This window comes from Prochlorococcus sp. MIT 0701, from assembly GCF_000760295.1.
In the GTDB taxonomy this organism is placed as follows: Bacteria; Cyanobacteriota; Cyanobacteriia; order PCC-6307; family Cyanobiaceae; genus Prochlorococcus.
Genome location: NZ_JNBA01000018.1, coordinates 1 through 20,653 on the forward strand (window position 1 = coordinate 1; position 20,653 = coordinate 20,653).

General features: G+C 42.9%; 17 protein-coding genes. 11 read left to right on the top strand and 6 right to left on the bottom strand.

Going from position 1 to position 20,653, the window contains the following annotated elements:
* Positions 1–263 precede the first annotated feature (263 nt).
* Complete coding sequence (locus EV12_RS14025; RefSeq protein ID WP_193742141.1) at positions 264–488, bottom strand: hypothetical protein; 225 nt, start codon at positions 486–488, stop codon at positions 264–266.
* A gap of 26 nt (positions 489–514) precedes the next feature.
* On the opposite strand from EV12_RS14025, the gene EV12_RS13600 reads away from it, so the two are divergent.
* From EV12_RS13600 to EV12_RS12885, 5 genes are all read left to right on the top strand, one after another.
* Positions 515–757: a bacteriocin gene (locus tag EV12_RS13600; protein WP_152562368.1), complete on the top strand. Its 243-nt coding sequence runs from the start codon at positions 515–517 to the stop codon at positions 755–757.
* An 805-nt stretch (positions 758–1,562) separates the two neighbouring features.
* Positions 1,563–1,754: a hypothetical protein gene (locus EV12_RS04250; RefSeq protein ID WP_036912422.1), complete on the top strand. Its 192-nt coding sequence runs from the start codon at positions 1,563–1,565 to the stop codon at positions 1,752–1,754.
* A gap of 314 nt (positions 1,755–2,068) precedes the next feature.
* Positions 2,069–2,398: a DUF3764 family protein gene (locus tag EV12_RS04255; protein WP_241466567.1), complete on the top strand. Its 330-nt coding sequence runs from the start codon at positions 2,069–2,071 to the stop codon at positions 2,396–2,398.
* 414 nt (positions 2,399–2,812) lie between these two features.
* Complete coding sequence (locus EV12_RS04260) at positions 2,813–3,268, top strand: FUSC family protein (RefSeq protein ID WP_036912428.1); 456 nt, start codon at positions 2,813–2,815, stop codon at positions 3,266–3,268.
* Positions 3,269–4,055: 787 nt separating this feature from the next.
* Complete coding sequence (locus EV12_RS12885; RefSeq protein WP_052043462.1) at positions 4,056–7,682, top strand: calcium-binding protein; 3,627 nt, start codon at positions 4,056–4,058, stop codon at positions 7,680–7,682.
* A gap of 1,046 nt (positions 7,683–8,728) precedes the next feature.
* Here the strand turns inward: EV12_RS12885 and EV12_RS04270 are convergent.
* Both EV12_RS04270 and EV12_RS04275 read right to left on the bottom strand, forming a co-directional pair.
* A complete protein-coding gene (locus EV12_RS04270) occupies positions 8,729–9,379 on the bottom strand; it encodes a ParB-like protein (protein WP_036912431.1) in 651 nt (216 codons plus the stop codon).
* A 363-nt stretch (positions 9,380–9,742) separates the two neighbouring features.
* Positions 9,743–10,198, bottom strand: coding sequence for a diadenosine tetraphosphate hydrolase (locus EV12_RS04275; RefSeq protein WP_036912433.1), 456 nt, complete (start codon positions 10,196–10,198; stop codon positions 9,743–9,745).
* A gap of 295 nt (positions 10,199–10,493) precedes the next feature.
* On the opposite strand from EV12_RS04275, the gene EV12_RS04285 reads away from it, so the two are divergent.
* Entirely contained in the window at positions 10,494–10,688 is a 195-nt protein-coding gene (locus EV12_RS04285) for a hypothetical protein (RefSeq protein ID WP_036912439.1), read from the top strand.
* 128 nt (positions 10,689–10,816) lie between these two features.
* Here the strand turns inward: EV12_RS04285 and EV12_RS04290 are convergent, their stop codons facing one another.
* Positions 10,817–11,113: a histidine kinase gene (locus EV12_RS04290; RefSeq protein ID WP_241466568.1), complete on the bottom strand. Its 297-nt coding sequence runs from the start codon at positions 11,111–11,113 to the stop codon at positions 10,817–10,819.
* Positions 11,114–11,650: 537 nt separating this feature from the next.
* Between EV12_RS04290 and EV12_RS04295 the strand changes: the two genes are divergently transcribed.
* The 3 genes from EV12_RS04295 (at position 11,651) to EV12_RS13130 (ending at position 16,951) form a co-directional block, all read left to right on the top strand.
* Positions 11,651–11,956 carry a hypothetical protein gene (locus EV12_RS04295; RefSeq protein WP_036912444.1) on the top strand — a complete coding sequence of 102 codons (306 nt, stop codon included), beginning with the start codon at positions 11,651–11,653 and terminating at the stop codon, positions 11,954–11,956.
* Positions 11,957–15,165: 3,209 nt separating this feature from the next.
* Positions 15,166–15,498, top strand: coding sequence for a CopD family protein (locus EV12_RS04305; RefSeq protein WP_241477270.1), 333 nt, complete (start codon positions 15,166–15,168; stop codon positions 15,496–15,498).
* Positions 15,499–16,663: 1,165 nt separating this feature from the next.
* A complete protein-coding gene (locus EV12_RS13130) occupies positions 16,664–16,951 on the top strand; it encodes a photosystem I reaction centre subunit VI (protein WP_241477271.1) in 288 nt (95 codons plus the stop codon).
* Positions 16,952–17,454: 503 nt separating this feature from the next.
* On the opposite strand, the gene EV12_RS04310 is transcribed toward EV12_RS13130, so the two are convergent.
* Together EV12_RS04310 and EV12_RS13605 are read right to left on the bottom strand one after the other, a co-directional pair.
* Entirely contained in the window at positions 17,455–18,324 is an 870-nt protein-coding gene (locus EV12_RS04310) for a proton-conducting transporter transmembrane domain-containing protein (protein WP_241467000.1), read from the bottom strand.
* 314 nt (positions 18,325–18,638) lie between these two features.
* Complete coding sequence (locus EV12_RS13605) at positions 18,639–18,857, bottom strand: hypothetical protein (RefSeq protein WP_152562369.1); 219 nt, start codon at positions 18,855–18,857, stop codon at positions 18,639–18,641.
* Between the two features lie 191 nt (positions 18,858–19,048).
* On the opposite strand from EV12_RS13605, the gene EV12_RS04315 reads away from it, so the two are divergent.
* A complete protein-coding gene (locus tag EV12_RS04315; RefSeq protein WP_036912455.1) occupies positions 19,049–19,324 on the top strand; it encodes a hypothetical protein in 276 nt (91 codons plus the stop codon).
* Between the two features lie 943 nt (positions 19,325–20,267).
* The gene (locus tag EV12_RS13610; RefSeq protein ID WP_152562983.1) at positions 20,268–20,549 is read left to right on the top strand and encodes a hypothetical protein; all 282 of its coding nucleotides are present in this window, start codon (positions 20,268–20,270) and stop codon (positions 20,547–20,549) included.
* Positions 20,550–20,653: the final 104 nt, after the last annotated feature.

The window sequence follows — 20,653 nt, forward strand, 5'->3', positions numbered from 1 at the left end:
TCTTTTGAGTTGAGTTGTTGGTGAACCCCGAGCCCCGCCATTGTGCGGGGCTTTTAAATGCCTAAAGCCATCCAATAGCTGACTCCTTCTTGACTTTGTTTGCTCAAATACGTATGCACTAGATCAGAGTAAAACTGTTGCTATTTATTTGAGACTAAAAAAATAGGATACAACCATTAGCCCCTTAAATTCTTTTAAATTATCAACTAACCAACCCATCAGAAGCGGACCTCATATCACCATCTCTGATCTCACGTGTTTTTCTAAATCTCACCGCAGGTTGATACCAGTCTTCTGGACTCTGATTCAGCCTTAGATCCCAAACCCAGCTCCATCCAGGTAGTAGCAAAAACTTGACGAGAAGGTTGATCTGAGCTTTTCACCAACTTTTCACCAGCAACGCCTGCTGTCTGCACCAGAAAGGAATAGGAGTTTTCACCAGAAAGGCTGCGATCTTGTAGGAGTCGAGGGAAAACAACCCAACACAATTCACACATTTATCAACTTCAAAACCATGACTACTATCAACACTGACTACAGCAACACTGAATACAGCAACACTGAATACAGCAACACTGAACTGCTTGATCAAGAGCTGACCAATCAAGAACTATCACACGTATCTGGAGGAATTGTCCCCGTATTCGAAAATCCGGTAGATGGAAAGGAATGGCGAGAAGGGTTTGAGAAACACTGTACAAAACCATCTAAGCATGGAAGATATCCCGAAGATTGTTTCTTTGGCTTTCCTTACTAACCCTTATTTATTATTGCATTAAACCAATGACTTACGACGAACTGACTTTTGAGGAACTATCACACATGTCTGGTGGTAGAGCGGCTCACGTGATAGTAACCCAGAAGGGTGAGAGAATTCAAGTAAAACAAAGAGATCAATTCAACAATAATAAGGAATACAAAGAATATATAAAACGTATAGAAAAGAAGATAGGCATAGGCACAGGATTATGACCTGCAACGAACCAACCAAAGATCAACTTACTCTCCAGGAACTATCAGAGGTATCTGGTGGTTCTAGTGGTTGTCCTAGAGGTTATGAGTGGGTCATACCAAATCCAGAAGATGATGAGCTACCCCCTAGGTATGAGTGTAGAAAAACAGAAGCAGAGTCCCGTGGATGGTGGGAGTAACAATCACCTCCCCCCATAAGGATGACCTTTAAAACCTCTATCACCCTAAACAAATGACTTACAAAGAACTAACTAGGGAGGAAGTCATTCTTCCTTTCACTAACGATGAACTAACTATCCAAGAACTTTCAGAGGTTTCTGGTGGTTCTTCAATAGTACACATTGTCAACTGGATTGTTGGGAAAACTACTCTTAAACAATCCAATCGCAACCCCTTTTCCATATAACACAAAGGAGAAGCTGAGCTTATCCAACCCACTACACAAGACAAATGACTTAATACGAACTCATTAATGACCAACTAACTCTCCAGGAACTATCACTAGTATCTGGCGGGGATAAAGGACCAGAGTGTAAGAAAAAGTTGATTGAAGTAGTCTGGAAGAATGGGGAAATGTGGTGGGACTGGGAATGGGAGTGTCCACCTGGAGTCAAAACCTAGGGCAAGAGGTTTATTTTTACAAATTCTGTGAGCGGGACTTTAAAACTGGTGAGAACAAGGAAAAGTTGCTTGCTGTTGTCGTTACATCTGTAACGAGCAACCTGCCTCTCGGGTCAGCTTCAACCCTGCTTGGTTCACACGTTACAGATGTAACCCGATAAATGCCTCTTCAGTTATTCAGACCTGCGTATTTCCAGCTTAAAGATCTTTACGCTGGGCCTGCCTTTTTAGTGACATCCTTACCTGGCAATTTGAAAGTTCATATGAGTCGCTATTCCAGATTCAAACCAGATGCAACCGCAGACCTCTATGCACAGGTGAATGCGGGCAATGCATAAGTGAACTGAAATTGGATTTCACCATTTCGGTGAGGCTTTCTCAACCCTCATCAAACGTTGCTTGAGTGCTATCGATGCATGGGCGATACCTCGCAACAGATCGCAGAGCGCTATCAATGTTCAGCGCGTACAGCTAGGTGGTGGGGAAGCATGGTCTAATTGGTCAACATTTTTCATTGGGAATGGCAATCGAAACCACCGTGTTTGACTTCAAGATCAGTAAAACCTTTGACGAGTGGAGAACTATTTACGACAGTGAAAACAACAAAGCAATGTTGAAAGCAGGGGGAATCACATCTCTGTACAGAGGCTTACACAAAGAAGATTCATCAAGAGCGATTGTGATATTCCAAGCTGAGGAGGGAGTTGCAATGGGCATGTGGAATGACCCTGAGGCAAAAGTAATGATTGAATCAAGTGGTCATATCTATGACGAAACAGCAATTACTCAATGGATCGCTCATTAGGCGACGGCTCAACCAACACCGCTAGGAGGTGGGATATCGCTTGATTGATTGTCAATCGTTTGCGGGGCCCGAGCAAGTAGGGCCCCTAAGCCACCTCATCCGGGAAATCCCGCCCAGGCCCCCTCGAGCCCAAGGGGGTTGTAGTGGCTTTCTTTAGGTCTAGGTCTGGATACTTGAAGAGTCATTGGTGCTAACCAGACAGTGCTATTACTCCCGCTGCATAAGGCAGGGCTTTTAAAGGAGAAACACCTCACTCTTTAGTCATTCCTGAAGTTGATTTGACCTGAGAGCTACAACCAAAAACATCCCAGATAATGAGTGACCTTTTAAGCATCTAATCCCAGTGGAGCATTTCCTTCGCCTCTCCTTATCGCTTACTGGCAATGTCGAGGTCTTCTATCAGAATCTATCTATATGAACTCCTTAATCAGTTCTCCGCTGCGGGTAGCGGTAGCTGCCGTCCTTTCCATGGCTTTGGCACAGGCTTTGCATCTTCCTGATGCTTACTGGGCGCCCATCTCTGCCATCGTCTGCTCGCTTGATGCTCTCGAGGATGCCTCCAAGACGGCTCGTCGTCGTCTGATCGGAACTTTTCTGGGCGTCGTTACCGCTGCCTTTCAGATTTACCTTACTCCATACAATTTGATCAATTATGGTCTTGCTATCGCCTTGCTCGGTCTGGTCTGCAGTACTGCAAAGCTGCACTCAAGCGCGTTTCGTTTCGGAGCTATCGCGCTTACGGTTGTGGTCACCGAGCCGAACCATGCTGAGGTCTGGATGACGGCTGCTACACGCTTCGTTGATGTCGCGATTGGCATAGTCGTAGCTCTGCTGGTCATTCTTGTTTGGCCGCGTATTAAAGAGACCTGAACTTTTTGAAACAAGCCCCATCAGTATTCGTGGCTTTTTGATGTTCAGTCTTAGAAATTCCTTAGTTTCCTTTTGCTGCAGTTGATGTGGACTGATACCAGCAACCAAAACATCCCAAAGTGTTTGGGTTCGCTGTGTGGCCGATTTGAAGGCCACAGATACATGGCACCTTCTTACCAATAAGATGCTTGCAAAGGCGTGTAATTGATAGAAGCAGGCTCTGAGAATAGTCATGCGCTACTGAAAAGCTAACCATCAACTTCTCGCCTCTAGCCAATACCCTATCTCCTCAACTAATCATCAGAAGCTGAACGGAAGATCACAATCTCTGATTCCATTGGCTGTTCTAAATCACACCTCAATATGTGATGCCAGGGCAATTAGTGTGGCGATATTGCCTCAGTTCAGTAAGGTCACAACAGAACAGGCTGCAGAAGCGATGGGGCATGACGTTGCAACCCATATCAAGCTCTACTAGCATTGAGGCGTCGAAGGGCGTTTACCGGAAAGGATTTGATGTGCTCTATCGATTTGAGATTTAAAAGTATGTAAGTATTTTTTGTTTACTAATGACAAAGCGATTCATCCAGGCGGCAGAATAGAAACAACAATCAAGATGCAGGAGGCTGTATTAATATATGATTGATATGATTGCAACTATGATTAAACAATAGCCGAAACTTTGAGTTTCTCTAACTGCTCCAACACACCTTCTTCTCAGACGGCTGTCAGGGCTGAAATCATGGCCAATCAATCCCTAAGCATTTAGACTGTTATTAATGCAAAGATGAAGCCCAATTCTGAAATGTCTAATCAAGTACCAACCAACCCGGAAAACGGCAGAAGGGTCTTAACCGTTATTCACAACAGCGACGAGGTAACCAACCCCCAATATGACGAAGAATGGCAAGGCAGCCTAAGAGAAGCTCTGGCCTACACGCAGGCAAATCATTACGAAGGCGGATATGAAATTGTATTCAGAGATCCTGGTAGCGCTTTAAAAGGAGATCAATTCGAGAGCAGCCCATTGGGCATTGGATACTGGACTATTAAGTTAAGAGATACTCTGCCAAATATATATCGTGGGGATATACTTATCAATCCAAATTCATGGATGAATATATCGCTTGTCCCAGAGAGTCTTCAGGTGCCTGGCGCTGGTGCCAAGTTGAGCGCTCAAAGGTTAGGAAATAGACAACGTGAACACCATACACTTGGAGCAGGATCCTCCGTATTGGTTGTCGGCGATGGTAGACATATTGATCAGGAAACGCACGGGCTAGAACCTGCAGACGAAGATCTCAAACTAGAATTAAATCGAATTAACTTTATTGGTAACACCGCGAGAGGATCGAACGGTGCTGGCGCGGGGGCAGGAGGGGGTGCAGGAGCAGGAGGCGCAATTTTACTTATTGATGGTGATTTAACGATCAGTGATTCAGTCTTTCAAACATTAAGAGCAAACGGTGGAGACGGACGACGTGCTGCGATCGGAGGGTGGCCTGGATATGGTGGATGTGAGTGGGAATCAGGATCGACAGGAGATAATGGTGGAGCTGGAGGTAATTTTTCAACACCTTTACATCGTAAAAATGATGACGAAGGTAATGCTGGTTATTTATCGTTTGCAAATCCTCCAGCTGGAGGCCAAGGTGGAGCGCCGGGTGCTGGGGTAAAACGTACTGATCGGTACTCTCATAAAGCCGATATAACCGGGGGGAGCGGTAGTAACGGGGAGTCGGGGGGGAGGCTAATGGGCTACGGAGGAGGAGGAGGAGGAGGTGGTGGTGGTGGTGGTGGTTACTACTCAGGCGCTATTCCTGGCTCCTGTAGTGGTAACATTGGTGAAGGAAGTACTGGTGCAGGAGGCAAAGGCGGTAGCGGAGGTTTATTTGTAACCGAAAAGGGTGGGGGTGATGGTGCTAGAGGCAGATTAAATACAGGCGAAAGAGATGTTGGTGAGAATGGTCTCGGCTATGGAAGTGCAATTGCCATAATAGGAAACCATTATGGACGCGTACCAAATCTATATCTGAATCGTACTGATTTTATCGATGTTGGCGATGGAATGTCAAACGCAATATATGCAAATAATGAAGACAAAAAAAGAATTTTTACAGCTGATTCTGGCTTTGGCAATGCCCCTCATCCTACAGCTGATGAATCTCATGATCTCATTGATGAATATGAGCAATATCCAGATGCGATTAAATCAGATACTCAGAAAATAGACGGAACATTTCCTTTTGTGCAACTTGTATCAACTCCGCGTAACTCAAATGTAGTTGATGCCAGGGATACTGTCGTTGAAGCAAGAGATAATATTAGCGATATTTTCATGGTTGCATATGAAGAACAGGAAACAGTCGTTGGAGTTCATTCAGATCTGTCGGATCCCAATAATCAAATAAATGAAATCTGGAGGAAACTTGTTCCTAACAGAGAAGAGGAGATAAATGCTGAATATGATTCGTATCTGGCGGGAAGCGAATTTAGCCTTCCAGATTTCCTATGGGAACAGAGTAAAAATGTCATCAAGGCCGGATGTGAGATGGCGGGTAAATCAAAAGCGGGGTGGGTTGGCAGTAAAGCGGCTGGTATCGCCTGTGGTAAAGGTTTTGACTTTCTAGAAGATGCATTATGGGCAGCCAACAAAAGAAGCAATATTGAAAAGCAAAGGAGTGCTGCCTTGGATGGGAATAATTATGAGCAGGCTCAATTGCACGATTATCTTCAAGAACGATCAGACGTCAAGGTTGGTCAGGTTGATATTAAACTAAGCCGCACACGTAATACTATTAAAAACTTTGCGTTGGGTGAAGATGTTTTAGTGCTACCTCGTGGTAAAAACAAAAGAATTCTGGTTTATACGACCTCCTCAGGAGAGGGCCATATGGAATTCAGTCTTGCATTTGACACGACTAGCAATACTGACTATCCCTTTATCACGGTTGAATTATCAGATGATAGTGCAGATGCCATCAGTACTAGTCAGAGTGCGCTTACCGACTATGTTGGAGATCTGCTAGCTGTAGTCAATGAAGATTCAAATGAAGAGCAAAGTTACACTGTTTTAGGGCAATCTATGCCTGGCAGCAAAATAGCCGATAGTAAAAATGTTGGTTATTATTCTGGGCCTGCTTCGACTCATATTGTTGTTGATCGTAGCAACAACGATCTTGCTCTGGATGATATTGTTAGAGTACAGTCATCTCTTGGGAATGATTTTGTTGTTGGAACAGATGGTAAAGAAGATATAAATACAGGCAAGGGGCATGATTATATTTTCCCTGTCTTTGGTTCTGACACAGTGAATGGAGCTGGAGGAGAAGATATCGTTGATTACCGCTTATTGCGTGCGGCACTTACATTTATTAGTGAAGATGGCAACGTCTCTAAGTTGAAAGTAGAAGGCAGCTCGGAAGATGAACCGCATACTAGCCGCGCTATCCCAGGACGTCATCCTATTGAAGTTAATGAAGATGATTACGAAGGTAAAGAAGATGAAGAGCTAGATTTTGAATTTAAGGATTATGAAGTTGATGCAACCCTCACGAATGTAGAGGGAATCAATGCGTTTGCAGGAAGTTATGTGGATTTTAGCGAGCTTCCTGATCCTTCTAACAGTGGAATGGGTGTGTACAAAGCGACGCTTGGTTCAGGCTCTACCTTTAAAGGTAGTAAATATGCGGATTATGTGGAAATCAATTTTAGCGATTTTTATAATTCCTCTGTAGATAAAGCCTATAACTATAAAAGTTTTACTAATCTTGAGGGTGGTGGAAACAGCTCTAGCGAAGACGAGGAGAACAAGGATTATCTTTTTGTTGATCTAAGTACTTATCAGGGCGATGATGGAGACCTTAGTGTGATCTACAGGAAAAAAAAGGACGCGTGGTACATTTATAATGAAGAGAAACCGATTCTTAAAGCTACAGGTTTTGAATTGAAAGAGTTTAAAGGGGGCGAGACAGACGAATTATTCAGTTTCACAGGCTCATCGCTAAGCCATCGTCACGAGGCTGGAGCCGGTGACGATGTTGTAATAGGTGGTAAAAAAGCGGATCAGCTCTTTGGGAATGAGGGCTCGGATGACCTTGATGGTGGGCCTGGCTCCGATACGTTGACAGGAGGGAGCGGCAGTGATGTTCTCTTTGGTGGCAAGGGCTCTGATGTGATGCGTGGTGGCGCAGATGCAGATACTTATCGATTAAGTAGTGGTAATGACATTATCCTCGATTTTACTTCGGAATTGGATGTCATTAAGGCTTCAAGTATTCCTGAACTCGAGCAACGGGAAAGTGGCGTACTCTTGTCTTATTCGGGGGGGGAGACACTGCTGCTGAATGTTACACTAAACAAAGTGGAAGATTGGCTAACGATGGAAGCTGGAGGCCTTGAAATCCTTGCCTGATAAACGACGAATCTCGACGATCGCAGTCGAGGAAGAGCGAGAGAATAGATAGTTTGTTGTTACCTTCATGCCTCGTAGCGGGCTTTTCAGCTCGTCGGGTTTCTTGTCCAACGCGTTGAACAACTCAGAGAGGGTACTGCCTTGGTAGCAAGATCTATCACGCAGAAATCAATATAAAGGTTGCAGTGTTATTTACTTTCAAACACTGAGGCTGTAAGACATCACTTCCAATGCAAGACTTCCTTGCATATAAGACAATGCAGAAACAAGCTAACTAAAAATTTCTAGACGTCCTAAATCATAAGCAATGCCATAGTCTCAGAGGCATTAATAATTCTTTGTTTTTTTCACATCAGGTCAAACGAAGCCACACTATGATTTATTTAAAAATAACACTACGATTTTGCCAAAGGCAAATCATAGGTAGATCATTTAAGTATTTATAAATAGAGCAACGAATAGCCACAAATCACCCAAATAGACCTTGCTGGCTTCGATAAAGGGGTGACGCTTTCGTCGGGCTATTCCGCCGACTAGAGGCGCGGATAGATTGGAGGGATAGTCATCATTGTAGCCCTGTTAGGCCAGGGGTTCTCAAGGAAGTCTGGCGTACTCATAACCCAAAGGGTGGAAGTTCAAATCTCCCCCCTCGGCACCAAATCAAAAGCCCCGGGAGATCGTTTTTTCATACAAAGGTCGTTCGGAAATGAACAAGAGAGGCCAAACTGTCCGATTTACGCGTATTTGCACACACTTGTAGCATATCAACAACATTGACTGTTCTTGCGCTGAAAACTCAAAAGGAGCTGCAACGGTTTCCTGATCTTGGAGTTCATAGGCACACCTACTTGAAGTAGACGCAGGCAATACGGAAGGAAGCGATATGCGAAAGGTTCGATCACTTCGGCTCAAAAGAAAGCCCCCCCAAAGTTCCAGAACTTCCTGATGAAATTTAGGCAAAACTAAAACTTGAGCACCTCGAAAAGCTTTTTAACTACTAGTCCACTCCCATCTTCTGCACAACCTTGGTCTGATGCAACGTGAACTCACCCAACCCAGCCAGTCAGGTGGGAGGCAGCCTTGGAACGCACCAAACTGCGAGCAGCCGGCAATGCCGGTTCAAGGCACTTACTAGAGAAAGGCGGTAATGCACGGCTGCGCAGCCAGCTTCCCCAGCGGAATTCGTGATAAGGGATCAATGGTTCAGGGCGTATCAGCCCTTCGCTTTTGAGCTTCCAAGCCAGGCTTCGGTAGGGGTCGTCCTCCAGCTGTGACAAGGTCTTGGGTAAAGCCTGCTGAGAAAGGGGGCCATGGCCACGTCCGTTGTAGAGATACAACCAACCACGTTCGGCCAAAAGGCGAAGGCTCTCCAAATCATCTTCAGCTGGACAATTTTCGATCAGATATCCGTAGGTGGTGGCGTCTTGGTCAAGATCCAATAGTGCTCGTAGACGGTGATGACGATCAATCATCCAGAGTGAGCCTGAACGATTGCGTACAAGAGGGACGGGCTTGCCCTTCAAATACTTCTTGTGTTCCTTAGGGCTTTGTCCACGGAAATCGAGCTGGCGACTCATGACTTCCGCTAAGCCCACGCACCACTGGGTGGGCTGGAGTTGAGACACGGAAACCTCAAAAAGCTCAAAGCCTTCGTTAGCACTGGGGATCCGCTTATAGCTGGGGAGATGAAAGGACAAACACCAAAGGCAGATGCCATCATCCTGACAAAGCCATAAAAAAACGCCTCTGGACTTAATCAGCGAGGCAGACCAGAAGCTCTCAGGCTGAGTAAGTGAGATGACAGTGACTTAAGCATCTTGTGTTGGCACAAATGATAAAAACCGGTATGTGGAATGGTGTTGGAGATGGATACATTGCTAATTCAATTATAGCTAGTCAATGCTTGTATTCCCATCCCTTAGCAGGAGTCTTATTTATTTTTAGCCGTGAAATTAAGCGTGTAGAATAGATATACAGAATATTAATAATGATTAGAAAGTTCTTTCTATTGAAAAACGACTATCCAAAGTGAAGCGTAATTTTCAGTTTTAGGATCAAGCCTAGAGTTCGAATGATTGCGCAAGAAGTCGAGCCTGTTTGACAAATTCAGCAATCTGGATTGGTGCAACTGCTGCTCGCTGCCCATTACTGACTGCACGGTAATGATCGGCAACGGCCCAAGCAGTTGTATTAAGATCAAGCTGGAAGCGTGGGATCAGATGCAAATGCAAATGATGAGCTCCTTCTCCAAAAGCAATGGCATAAACCCTGTCGCATTTGGTAAGCCGTTGTACAAGCCCACTACCAATTTGAATTGCCTTCCCCCAAGATGCTGCTTCATCGGCTTGGAAATCAATAGGTCCTGTCAAGTGACGACGTGAATCGAGCAGTAGCCAACCAAGCAAAGGAGCTGGTGCTGGATGATGGCGAAAAACCCAATGAGTTGTGCGTACAATTTCATAGTTAAATTGATCACTAGTGCTGCGATGGTGGTCACAGACTCCACAATTTTGCATGAGTTGAATGGAATACTGTTTTTTTTAATGGCACAAGTTCAGGACGAGGCCAGCTGATATAAAGAAAGGAATCTTACAGTTGTCTATGCACTATAAAAAAGTCGCAACAGAGGTAGACCTCCTGATAATTGCTCTGCAATGGATCATCACCATTGTGGATCACATCCTCAACATAAGCTTTCTGAACAGAACCATGGGCCTGATCACAACAAATGCCTTTAGACAACTGAAGCTAAACAGGGATATCGTCCACGCAAAAGTCTGAAGGTATTTCGCTCTTGTCTATAGAGCTGAGATGCAATGCAAAGAAACAAACCAGTACAAGCCCCACTCCATCGACTGGGTCTGTGATTGGCCTCTAGATCAATGGGGTGAGACGATGTTCCCCCTGAACGACGGGATACGTGGCAGTGATTTTGGATTGGAAACAACCCAGGAGGTTCTCATCGCTGGCCAGGCCTCACTTCAAGAGATGCAAGCAGTGAACTAACAGCAGAACAACGTTCTGGGGAGGGAGTTAGAGCCCTGGATGCGCTGCTATTGCCCAAACCAAAGGAGCAGAACCGGCAACAATTGCGCTCAGTAGTTGGGCAATGATAAGAACGACCTGCTTTGAACTCATAACAAGGGCCTGCTGGTTCTGGGCAATTCAGGCTCACAGGGATCCGGGCACTCGCACGTTTCGACTTCACCGCATCCAGAGCAATAAATCTCGCCGAAGGTCTCCTCGCTGTTGCTGGCTTCAATTTCGCCAATATTGGTTTTGTCTAGAGGTGGCGCAAAATCCAGGCCACTAAGCAACTCCCGAACAATCAGCCGAAGTTCTTCTGGATCATCAGTAATGTCAACCCGAGCCTGCGCACCTTCTACTGCTAGAAGCCTCATGGCTGGAAGTTGCTCAGATCGTTCTGACATTGGGAGCCCCATTGCCTGAGGTGAGATTGATAATTATTAGTAGTAATAGAGACCTGAGCAAGAACTAGTGGGGACTGTGAGCATCTGAACACTTGACACACTCCTCTGAAAGCATGCTTAAGGTTGCTAGTGGATATGGATCGTTATCAAGAAAAATTGGCTGATATGCAATCAGAAAACTCGAAAGAGTCTGCACAGTAGACCTAAAAGACTTGAATGTTTTCAGATTCGGTCATGGTAAATCTAGGCATGAAGAGATTCAGTACCATATTTTCGCTCTCGCCGAACCACTTCAATGATGACTGAGGGTCAATAAAAAGATGCTAATTCAACAGCCTAGTCATGGACTAATGCATAAAGATTGCAGTGAAGAAGGCTAAGCAATCAAATTGCACACAGTTTTTTTTGCCTTGGATACACAAAAACCGGCAATTCAATGGTCTATGGGCAAGAATTTGACAATCTAGGCTGGATATCGGTTATACTGTAGATATTGCCCTCTCTTTGAGGGGGGTTGCTTTTATCCATGTATGAGTCATGACTGTAACCAAGTCCGGCCCAGCCAATAAAAACAGCATACGCAAAGTTCAGCTTATACCCAGAAGCTCTCATTCAGAGCAGGTGAGACTGGTGAATACAAGCCTTCCAGGCATAAAAGTAATCGCAAGGAAGGATCTTTGGAACGACTTTAGGAATCGATTAAAAATAAACAATTATGAAATTGGCTTATTAGCAAGCGATCTAAATAAACTAGCCAAAAAAATTCAACCAGTAATTATCAATATAATTGATACTGTAGAGGGCATCATTAGAAGCTTCAGAAAAGCCCTTCATATGGACTGAATATAGCGGAAGCTTGTATTGATACTGTTAACATAAGATATCTAAACCGATAATATGCTTAGAAGACCATTGTGCAGCAAAACCACTCAAACCAACCATGATATGAAAAAGTAGATTTATACGAGCTGAATAAAGTTGGTATATCAGATCATTATCATAAATAGATGGAGACTAATCATTACATCGCAAGCAGAAGCTACAGACACCTAGACATGGGAGAGTCTGGTCTATCTATTCCGTGTCCAAGACAAGTCGCCAAGGTGTGAAGCTTATTGTCTTGTGGAATAGAAAACAATCATAAGCAGCTGGAACACCTAGCTAGACAATTACGGAAGGATTAGACATTGGAATTAAAGCACTAGTCATCGATGGCTACCAGATAGACACTGATGAGATCATCAAGAGAAAGATCAGCATTGTTAAATACGGGTGATTCACGCATAAGCGGGTACTGAGCAATGTCTACCTATATCGCAGTTTCGTAGGCCTATTGCTTCAATAGAAATTCATTTAAAGCAAGTGCTAACAGGGCTTGACCAACTAATAGGACGAGAACAATGATCAGCGCATAGAATATCTAAATAAGGTGGTCTTTCATTGGCTAAATCTTCACCTGCACAACGGAAAGGAATGTTATATTACAAATAAGAAAAACGAATGAATCACTCAAAGTTGCAACATCCCAACAAACTCAAAAAAGCTGTTGCCGCAAGGTGACTGGACGCTATAGCCGATCCAATCAGATCTAGCGTCAAGACAACAAGCATTGGTTGACCAATGAGTTATAATAGTATAAATTTGCATTTAGTAATGGGTAAGACCAAGCAACATAAAAAGCTCGTAAGGCTGGCAGAGAAAGCCGAGCTATGCGCCACACGAGAAGAAGCTCAAAAGCTCATACGCAAAGCCGAAAAGGCGCACGCAAAGCTAGAAGCATAGAAGCTCATTGCGCTTTGATCTAGAGCTGTATATGTGACTTGCCTATGCTGCCAACCACTGCTACTCCACAATCTGTCGATAATAGGATTGCTTAATGCTCCATAACGGAGCAAGTTGATATCTACGTAAACGTGTTGTCTAATCAGAAATTATTCTGCAGGGAAACACAATCAGCAAAACCTTTGCATAGACACTACAGACACATTCCTATAGGTCATCAATGAGTCAAGAGGGAGTTTAGTTGTGGAATAAGTCACAAATATAACTCTGGAATATATGGTATGTCACGGTACGTTTTCGAAACTATCGCGTCTCGGAGGATAAGTACTATCACTGGCTTTGAATGTTGCCAGATAGAGCAAAGAAACTATCAATGAAATTGCTGCTCCTGTTGCTAAGAAATAAGTGAGCATCTGCATCAGATCAACGATCTCTAGGTAGTCGGACGCTACATCCAAGCAACCGCAAGAGTCTTCATTCCGTTGTCTTTCTCATTGATAATCGGCATTCAATCATCCGAAATTAGCTTTCAAGGCTCAATGGTTATCAACGAGAGGCTAGGAATGCAGCGAGAACAAGCCAAAAAATACGTAAAAATATATACACACTAACACAATAGGGAATGATATGGTCTATTAGGAAATTGATTATGGAGGGGCGAGTGGAAAAGCACGCTGAGATGTTAAAGCTTGAATAGAGAACGTTCTTTAGTAATAAACAATCGGTGAGACTTAGCCGATCGTATAGAGCATAAAGAATAGAAGAATATAATACGAAAAAGCCATGAAAGGAGAATCACAGAACTGATGATCAGTCATAAGCAAGAAGTAACGCATAGCTGAACATCATAATTCATTTAGACATCGCATTCTGACTTCAGAAGTGGATTGTATATGTTTATATTTGAATCATGAGAAGAGTATCTAGGATACAAGGATTATTATTAAAATTAACGGCCATCATGGAAAGTCAATAATCAATAAAGGAGCCAAAAGGATGGTAAACATAAGAAAGGTGAAACCATCTGAATGATATTAACTGAAACTAGTCGAGGAATATGACTACTGCGAGTCAAAGTATGATATTGAGATGCATTTGACTGCATTAAAGCAATAAATTAATACATTAACTGCTAGGATTTAAATTAATAGACAATGCAGTTGAGTGAGGTACAATTATCTAAGTCTTCCAGAATTTGCAAATGATTAATATCATTTTTTATGTCCATGTAAATGCTAAAGCAAAATTATTCCTGCCAAATCCAGCAAAAATGAAAGAGCACCAACAATATCGTCTACACTAGTGTCAAAGGCTAACCCCATCGGCCTAAAAACTAACAATCAACGATTAGCAACCATGCTTTCAAACCCCAAGAATTCTTAGTTCAATCCAATGACAACAATTCACGTTCTCGACAATTTAGAGCCTTTCCTTAACACTGTTGGGCGTATCTACGAAGTAGGTGGCGGAATTATTACTGTTTTAGCGATCCTTTGGTTTCTAAACTTCGTTGCAGGACTAATTCGTAACACATATTCCGCTGGGCACTCATTGGGTAAATTTTACAGATCATATATCCATCGCTATTTAAAGACTATAGTTGTCGCGCTCCTATCTGTCATAACTAAGAAAGTCACCAATTCATCTGATTCCACAAAAGAAACCATCAAAGCGTAGTCTGTGTTAATAAAAACGAGAGTAAGCATGCTAGTTTCACAATAGGTTTAAGCAAGATCAGGAAGGGTGGCAAATCATCTAAGAACCATCAGGGATATCTCTTTAGATAGTAAATAGAAAGTGTCACATAACCAAAATCAGCAAGAAACTCTTCAAGGGAATGAATAAATCTATTGAGGTAGTTTATTGGCTGACACAAAATAAATAAGGCTAATTGAAAAAATAATAAGCTGAAGAAATGAATAATAATACGAGAGGCGATGTGTGAACTAAATGTCTTGCCTATCTCGAGAAAAAAACATTTAATTATGCCGACATCAAATGAAATAACTTGAAGCCTGTTGTAATCAAATAAGATCAAGATCAGGAAGAGAAAACAAAAAGAAAAAGATCAATATTTGAAAAACAGTAGACATTTGCATTAATCGCTCAAAAGTCACCTCTATTCATACTATTTTATTTGCTAAGACATTCGGATATCAATGTTGTTCTCAGTCCTGGTCATACTCCACATCCTTGCAGCTACGGTTTGGACAGGAGGACAGTTGCTTTTAAATCTAAGGGTCTTACCAGATGCTCTCAAAGAAAAAAGTGTGGCTCAGGTGCGATCATTTGAAAAGATGTTCGAGCCTTTAAGGGTAACATCACTAGCCATTCAAGTCATAAGCGGTCTCTGGTTAACATGGATCTATCTACCAGGAGGCCGAGGACTTTTTTCATTTCAGACACCAATTACATCCCTACTAACAACAAAGTTGATCCTATTGGCTGTCGCCTTTGCATTGGCTCTCCATGCACAAATAAGACTCATTCCTAATCTCAACGACGACAACCTTATTGAATTATCTTGGCATATTCGTAGCATTACAACAGTATCAATTGCCTTTGTGATTGTCGGTGCTGGTATCAGATTAGGAGGATTTTGAATTGACGAAGATTATAAATGATTCCATATATCAATGCTAGTATTTGGCTATCCCATCAAACATTAAGGCTAGATAGTAGTTGTCTAAGGGAACCTCTAGGAGATGATATATCCTACCTTCTGTTACAAGTTACTGGCTAGAACTGAAAAAGCATGTGTTGATAGAGCTGTCACAACCATTTGTCATCACAAAATGGTATTGAATAAATGCCTTTACTTTTCAGCTAGAACTGTCACATTCGCCCATGAATGTATTGACATTATTGAGAATCAATTGCCAACCCAACAATTGCAAAGTTAAATTCCCATTACCTAATCCCTGCAGATGACTTCACAATTGCTAGACATGGAACTTGCTGAGCTTTTCCCGTGGACAATTCATACCCGCTGGCTTGAGGGCCCTCCATGCATGTGTGAAGAGTGCCTGCAAGCTCGCCGAGAAGTACGTAAGAGTGAAGTTGGATGGGTTCGTCAACACCAACTATTTGACCGATAAGCAAGGATTAGACTAAGAGCATCAATTAATAACTGACCTGATAAAGAGATATATTTAGGCACGTCAATAATACTCTAATTATATAATTAGGAAGATCCATTAACCATTGGTGTATTGCATAAACTTAGTTATTAATATTTTAACCATAGAGGTTAGACTCGTATGGCTAATGGAGAAAAAGTAATATCATAAGGATATTAATCACTTAAAAAAGGGTCTTGCATTAAAGTAAAGCTATTAACTATTGATCAATATTTTTTCACTCTAATAAAGCTGATGGGACCGAAGCCTCCTTATGCACTGGTTTTACGCCTCGGCCAAGGCAAAGCAAACAAGTGTGGTACGTAACAGGTGAAGACTTCAAATAGCCAGCACCACCACAACGTAAGCAATCAGATGAACTTCTACTATGAGGGGGTTTGAGTAAGCGAGCTTCTGTCTTGTGGGAGGTTTTGAGTGATGTCATAATTGTTCTTTCTGTGAACAGGATTCCAAGGCCCTTGACATTGGCTTGCTCACCATCACAGGCCAAGCACCACGACACAAGCCCTAATTGGGGTGATCTTCACCAATAGACTTGGATTAGATCCTCAGCAGACAAGAGTCATTATTGCCTTAGGCATTTGGCAAAATCCCTTTTAAGCGGTGCAAATAGTGATGACTGCGACTAATGCCAATATATTGGTGTTATGCATGTGAAGCAAAAAACAGAAAAACTATTAAACTTGTGGTAAGGATCCCATCACTATTGCCAAAAGCCATCAACATGAAACTCCCGGCAAAAACTGCCCTGACAGCTGGAACAGCAACAGCTGTGATCATAGTTCTGCCTTACATAGTAAATCTGATGCTTACAGTGCTTCCAGGATTACTAGGAGCATTTGCCAGCGTAGTAATACCTATTTTAACTGCCGCGGGGCTTGCCTGGCTAATCACCTACATCTGGACAAATCAGTAATGTAGGATATAATTGGAGAAAATTAATTCCTAAACTTAAACACAAGTGTAATAATAGCTGTTTGGTTCATTGAATAGTTTCACTGGATGTATACTTGTTTTCCTTGTAGCCGCAGAGAGGGCCATCTTAATATAAGCGCTTTTTGATAATACCTGCAAATGCAAGCCTACAATTATATGCATAACAATTCCGCTAGAATATCTTAATTAGCCGGATCTATATCATACTATAAATAAATAAAGGCGACCTATCTCAAGCTAATTCGTAAAAAGGAAAGATGAGATGTGTTAAAGGTGAGATATATTAAAGCTGAGGTTCGGCAATAGAGAATCTATTGTCAAGTATAATCTCCATATGGTTATTGGCAAAAATGTATTCGATGAAACCATCAGGATTATGGCTTTCACTTCTCTATAAGCTCTATCTTGTCAACGCGAGCATCTTACTAGGGCCATCTTTAAGTACTATCAATACGCACTCCCTTGCAAAATAAATATAATTACTCAAACAAGTAAATTGGACAAAGCCGTTCCTGGCAAGGCCCTTGCTCCAGCAGCAAAAAGTGGTTCTAGCCTGACAAGGACAAAAACACCTGCAGCTACTAATGTTGTTGCATGAATGAGAGCAGAGACAGGAACGGGTGTTTTCAAAACATCAGGCCGCCAGACATACATTGGAAACTCTATTAATTTGGCAATTGGTCCCATAGTCATGAGGAAGCAAAGCAGAAGAGTAGTTGGATTTGAAAGCTTAGCGCTGATAATCGCTTCTTCGAGAAAAGATCCACTTTCATCAAATCCAAAACTTCTGGTCACCCAGAACAAACCAAGACTGCCAAGCAGAAATCCAACATCACCAATACGGTCAACCAGGAAAATATTTTGGGTTGTTTTGGAAGAGCCATTGGTGTCGTACCAAAAACCAACTAGAAGGTATGAAGAGATCCCCACCAGCAACCAAAAGACAAACATCTCTAATAGGTTTGGACTTAGGGCTAGACCTAGCAATGCGCTAGTAAAAAAGCCTAGGTAAGTAAAAAAACTCACATAGTTCTTTTTGCCAGCCATGTAAATATGTGCGGACAACATCAGCAACATCCCTGCAGTGCTGATCAGTGACAGCATCTCTGCACCAATAACATCTACAGCAAAACCGATCTGTAAATGGAGGTCAGTTAAACCTGGCAAGTCGAAGATCAACTTAGTGGCAGCAGTTCCTGCCTTTTGTTCCGCCAGAAGGGCGAAACTGAGTACAGCTGCTGTACCAACACAGCTAACTAAAAGGAATGAAACCGGCTTACTCAAGCGGTTCATGGTGAGTTTGAAACTGATCAACAAAAGTCCTACAAGGCATGCACCTGCCAAAGGCAGCACTGGAATTAACCAAGCGAGTTCTGAGGGTAAAGGCATTAGCCGAATTTACTGATTGTGGAAGTTGGAAGTTCTTTGATCAGTTCGTCAAGTGCGACAAAGGCGAGTAAGCCGAAGATGCCAAGCATGGAAATTGGAAGAATCACATCCATCTCTAATAGGACGAGTTTTCCTGTTGGTAGCAAAGCCTGAGCAAATCGCCAAATAGATCCTTAGCGTTTGGACATGAAGCCAGGACTTTGAAAAGGCAAGTTGACTGCATAAGGATTCAGGCAAACCTGGAGGGAGTCAAGCCAGATATCCAACAAGATTCTGAATCACCTTGAGTTAATCCACTCCAAAATACCCATCAAGGATTGGTGAAACGAGGGGACTGTGCGATCCAGGAGCAAGACCAGTATCACTAAAGCATTGAGAGCAAATACAGAGACTGAAACGGCTATACCAAGCTTTTTCTCGCGTGGAGAGATCCGGTCGTCGGCATCTGAATTTTTCTTTGGCGTTGAATCCACCGCAATACTCTGACGATCTTTCAATGTCGATGCTAAAGCAGGGAACAGAAGCCAGCGGGCAAATGTAGAGGCTATTGATCCTTTCTGTATGTCTTGAAATGAAAGGCCTATTAGCCTGAAACCAAAGCTTATTAGCGAGCCGCCACAATAAGGAACAATTCAGAGCCCCTTAGGTAGGCGTTTTAAGGGCAAAGAAAACACCATGAGATGGCAGGATGAGTCAAGGCGTTACTTTGCCGGCAATGATGATCAACAGAATGCGCGAAGCCATCTTGGATCAGCTTCGCTCCTGCAGTACACCTGAGCAGCTTCTAGCGCTAGATGAGCAAATAAGAGTCGAGACCGATGCAGGCCCTCTTTATAGCGTTATATGTAACTTCCTACGAGATCGCACGGTTGCTCCCGTCGAAGCCGCGATATGGCTTGGAACCTTGATGGACCATCGAGAGAAGCAACTGGACGACTGTCTCAACCTCCACTGTCAGCTTTAAGAAGAGGAACACTCTGCACCCATAGACGTACTATAGGGGATAGAGCCATCCGCAGAGAACTGTGCTGGCGCGCCCATACCAAGAGCTTCAGCACAAAGGTTTTAACGCTTAGAGGCTCTCAATTTACGATTGCCGAATGAAGTCAACGATGAAACTAGCCTCTAAATTCTGTGACTTCGACTACTAATAGCCGATATTATCAACACGAATGCAGCAGCCTAAGAAGTCGAAGCTTGTGAGCTAAGTATATTTGCTCAGCAGCCAAAGCGGGCTCATCGAAAGCTTTGCGGCCACCTCAAAGCAAATGATTCCAAATAGGGGATGGGCTTAAATCGCAATGCCCCCCATGGATGGGCCGATTGAATCTAATTTATGGTGCCTGCACTCCCCGCCCCGCCCCTATCGATAGCTCACGTAAAAGCTCTTATTCCTTAACCCTTTAAAAGCGTTCAATCGCAATGTCAGCAACAAGCCTATCCACACCAAAACAACAAGAAACTGTTCAGGCTTCGCGGCCAGACCATTCACTGCCACTGTCAGAAGAGCTGAGGAGAGACATCCCGACGCCCAAGCGAGGAATAGATATTAATATTTGCTTAAGATGAATTTGCGCAAATCGCCTGCAACTAAGTATAGGATTATGAGAGGTATTTTCCATAAATCCTTTCTATGCGCCAATCTTTTGCTGGTACCACTGGTGCAGTACAACCTTTGGCCACACCACGAATCCAATCAATCCGTGAAAAGATCAGCCTAAAGGAACTGGAGCTAAGTCTTACAAGACTTGGTCTAGCAACCACTACCCATACTGCAAATCCTAGCTAGCAACAAAGCCATCTTGAACATTTCGAAAAAGATAGACAAAAGACCAAACTTTGAGCACCCGAAAGGATCCAGTAGAGAGATATAATCTGAGCGAATCAAACAAAATAAAGATTCTTAATTGCAAGCCACTAACAAATCCTGGCAACAGACTTTATCCTATACTAAACAGTTATTAAATAAATTTAGTCATGCAAAGAATACCGCCAAAGCAGACTCCGGCAGAACGATAAATAACGAAGCAAATAACGATGCAAGCATCAGCAATAAATTCGCATCACTAAACATCAGAGCTAATAAATTATTAATATCTCATCAAACTAACTCAATCATTGAAGCTATAAGTTCTAATCAAAATCAACATCTCAGCTCAACCAATAAAGCTAAAAAGCAATCCCACTAGGAAAGTCGTACATTATGTCTGACCTCAGCAGAGCGTTCATCTCGCTAACTGGCCAATAGTGATCAACACCGAGGCAATTGGGAGCAAAAGGGCTAACTTGAGAG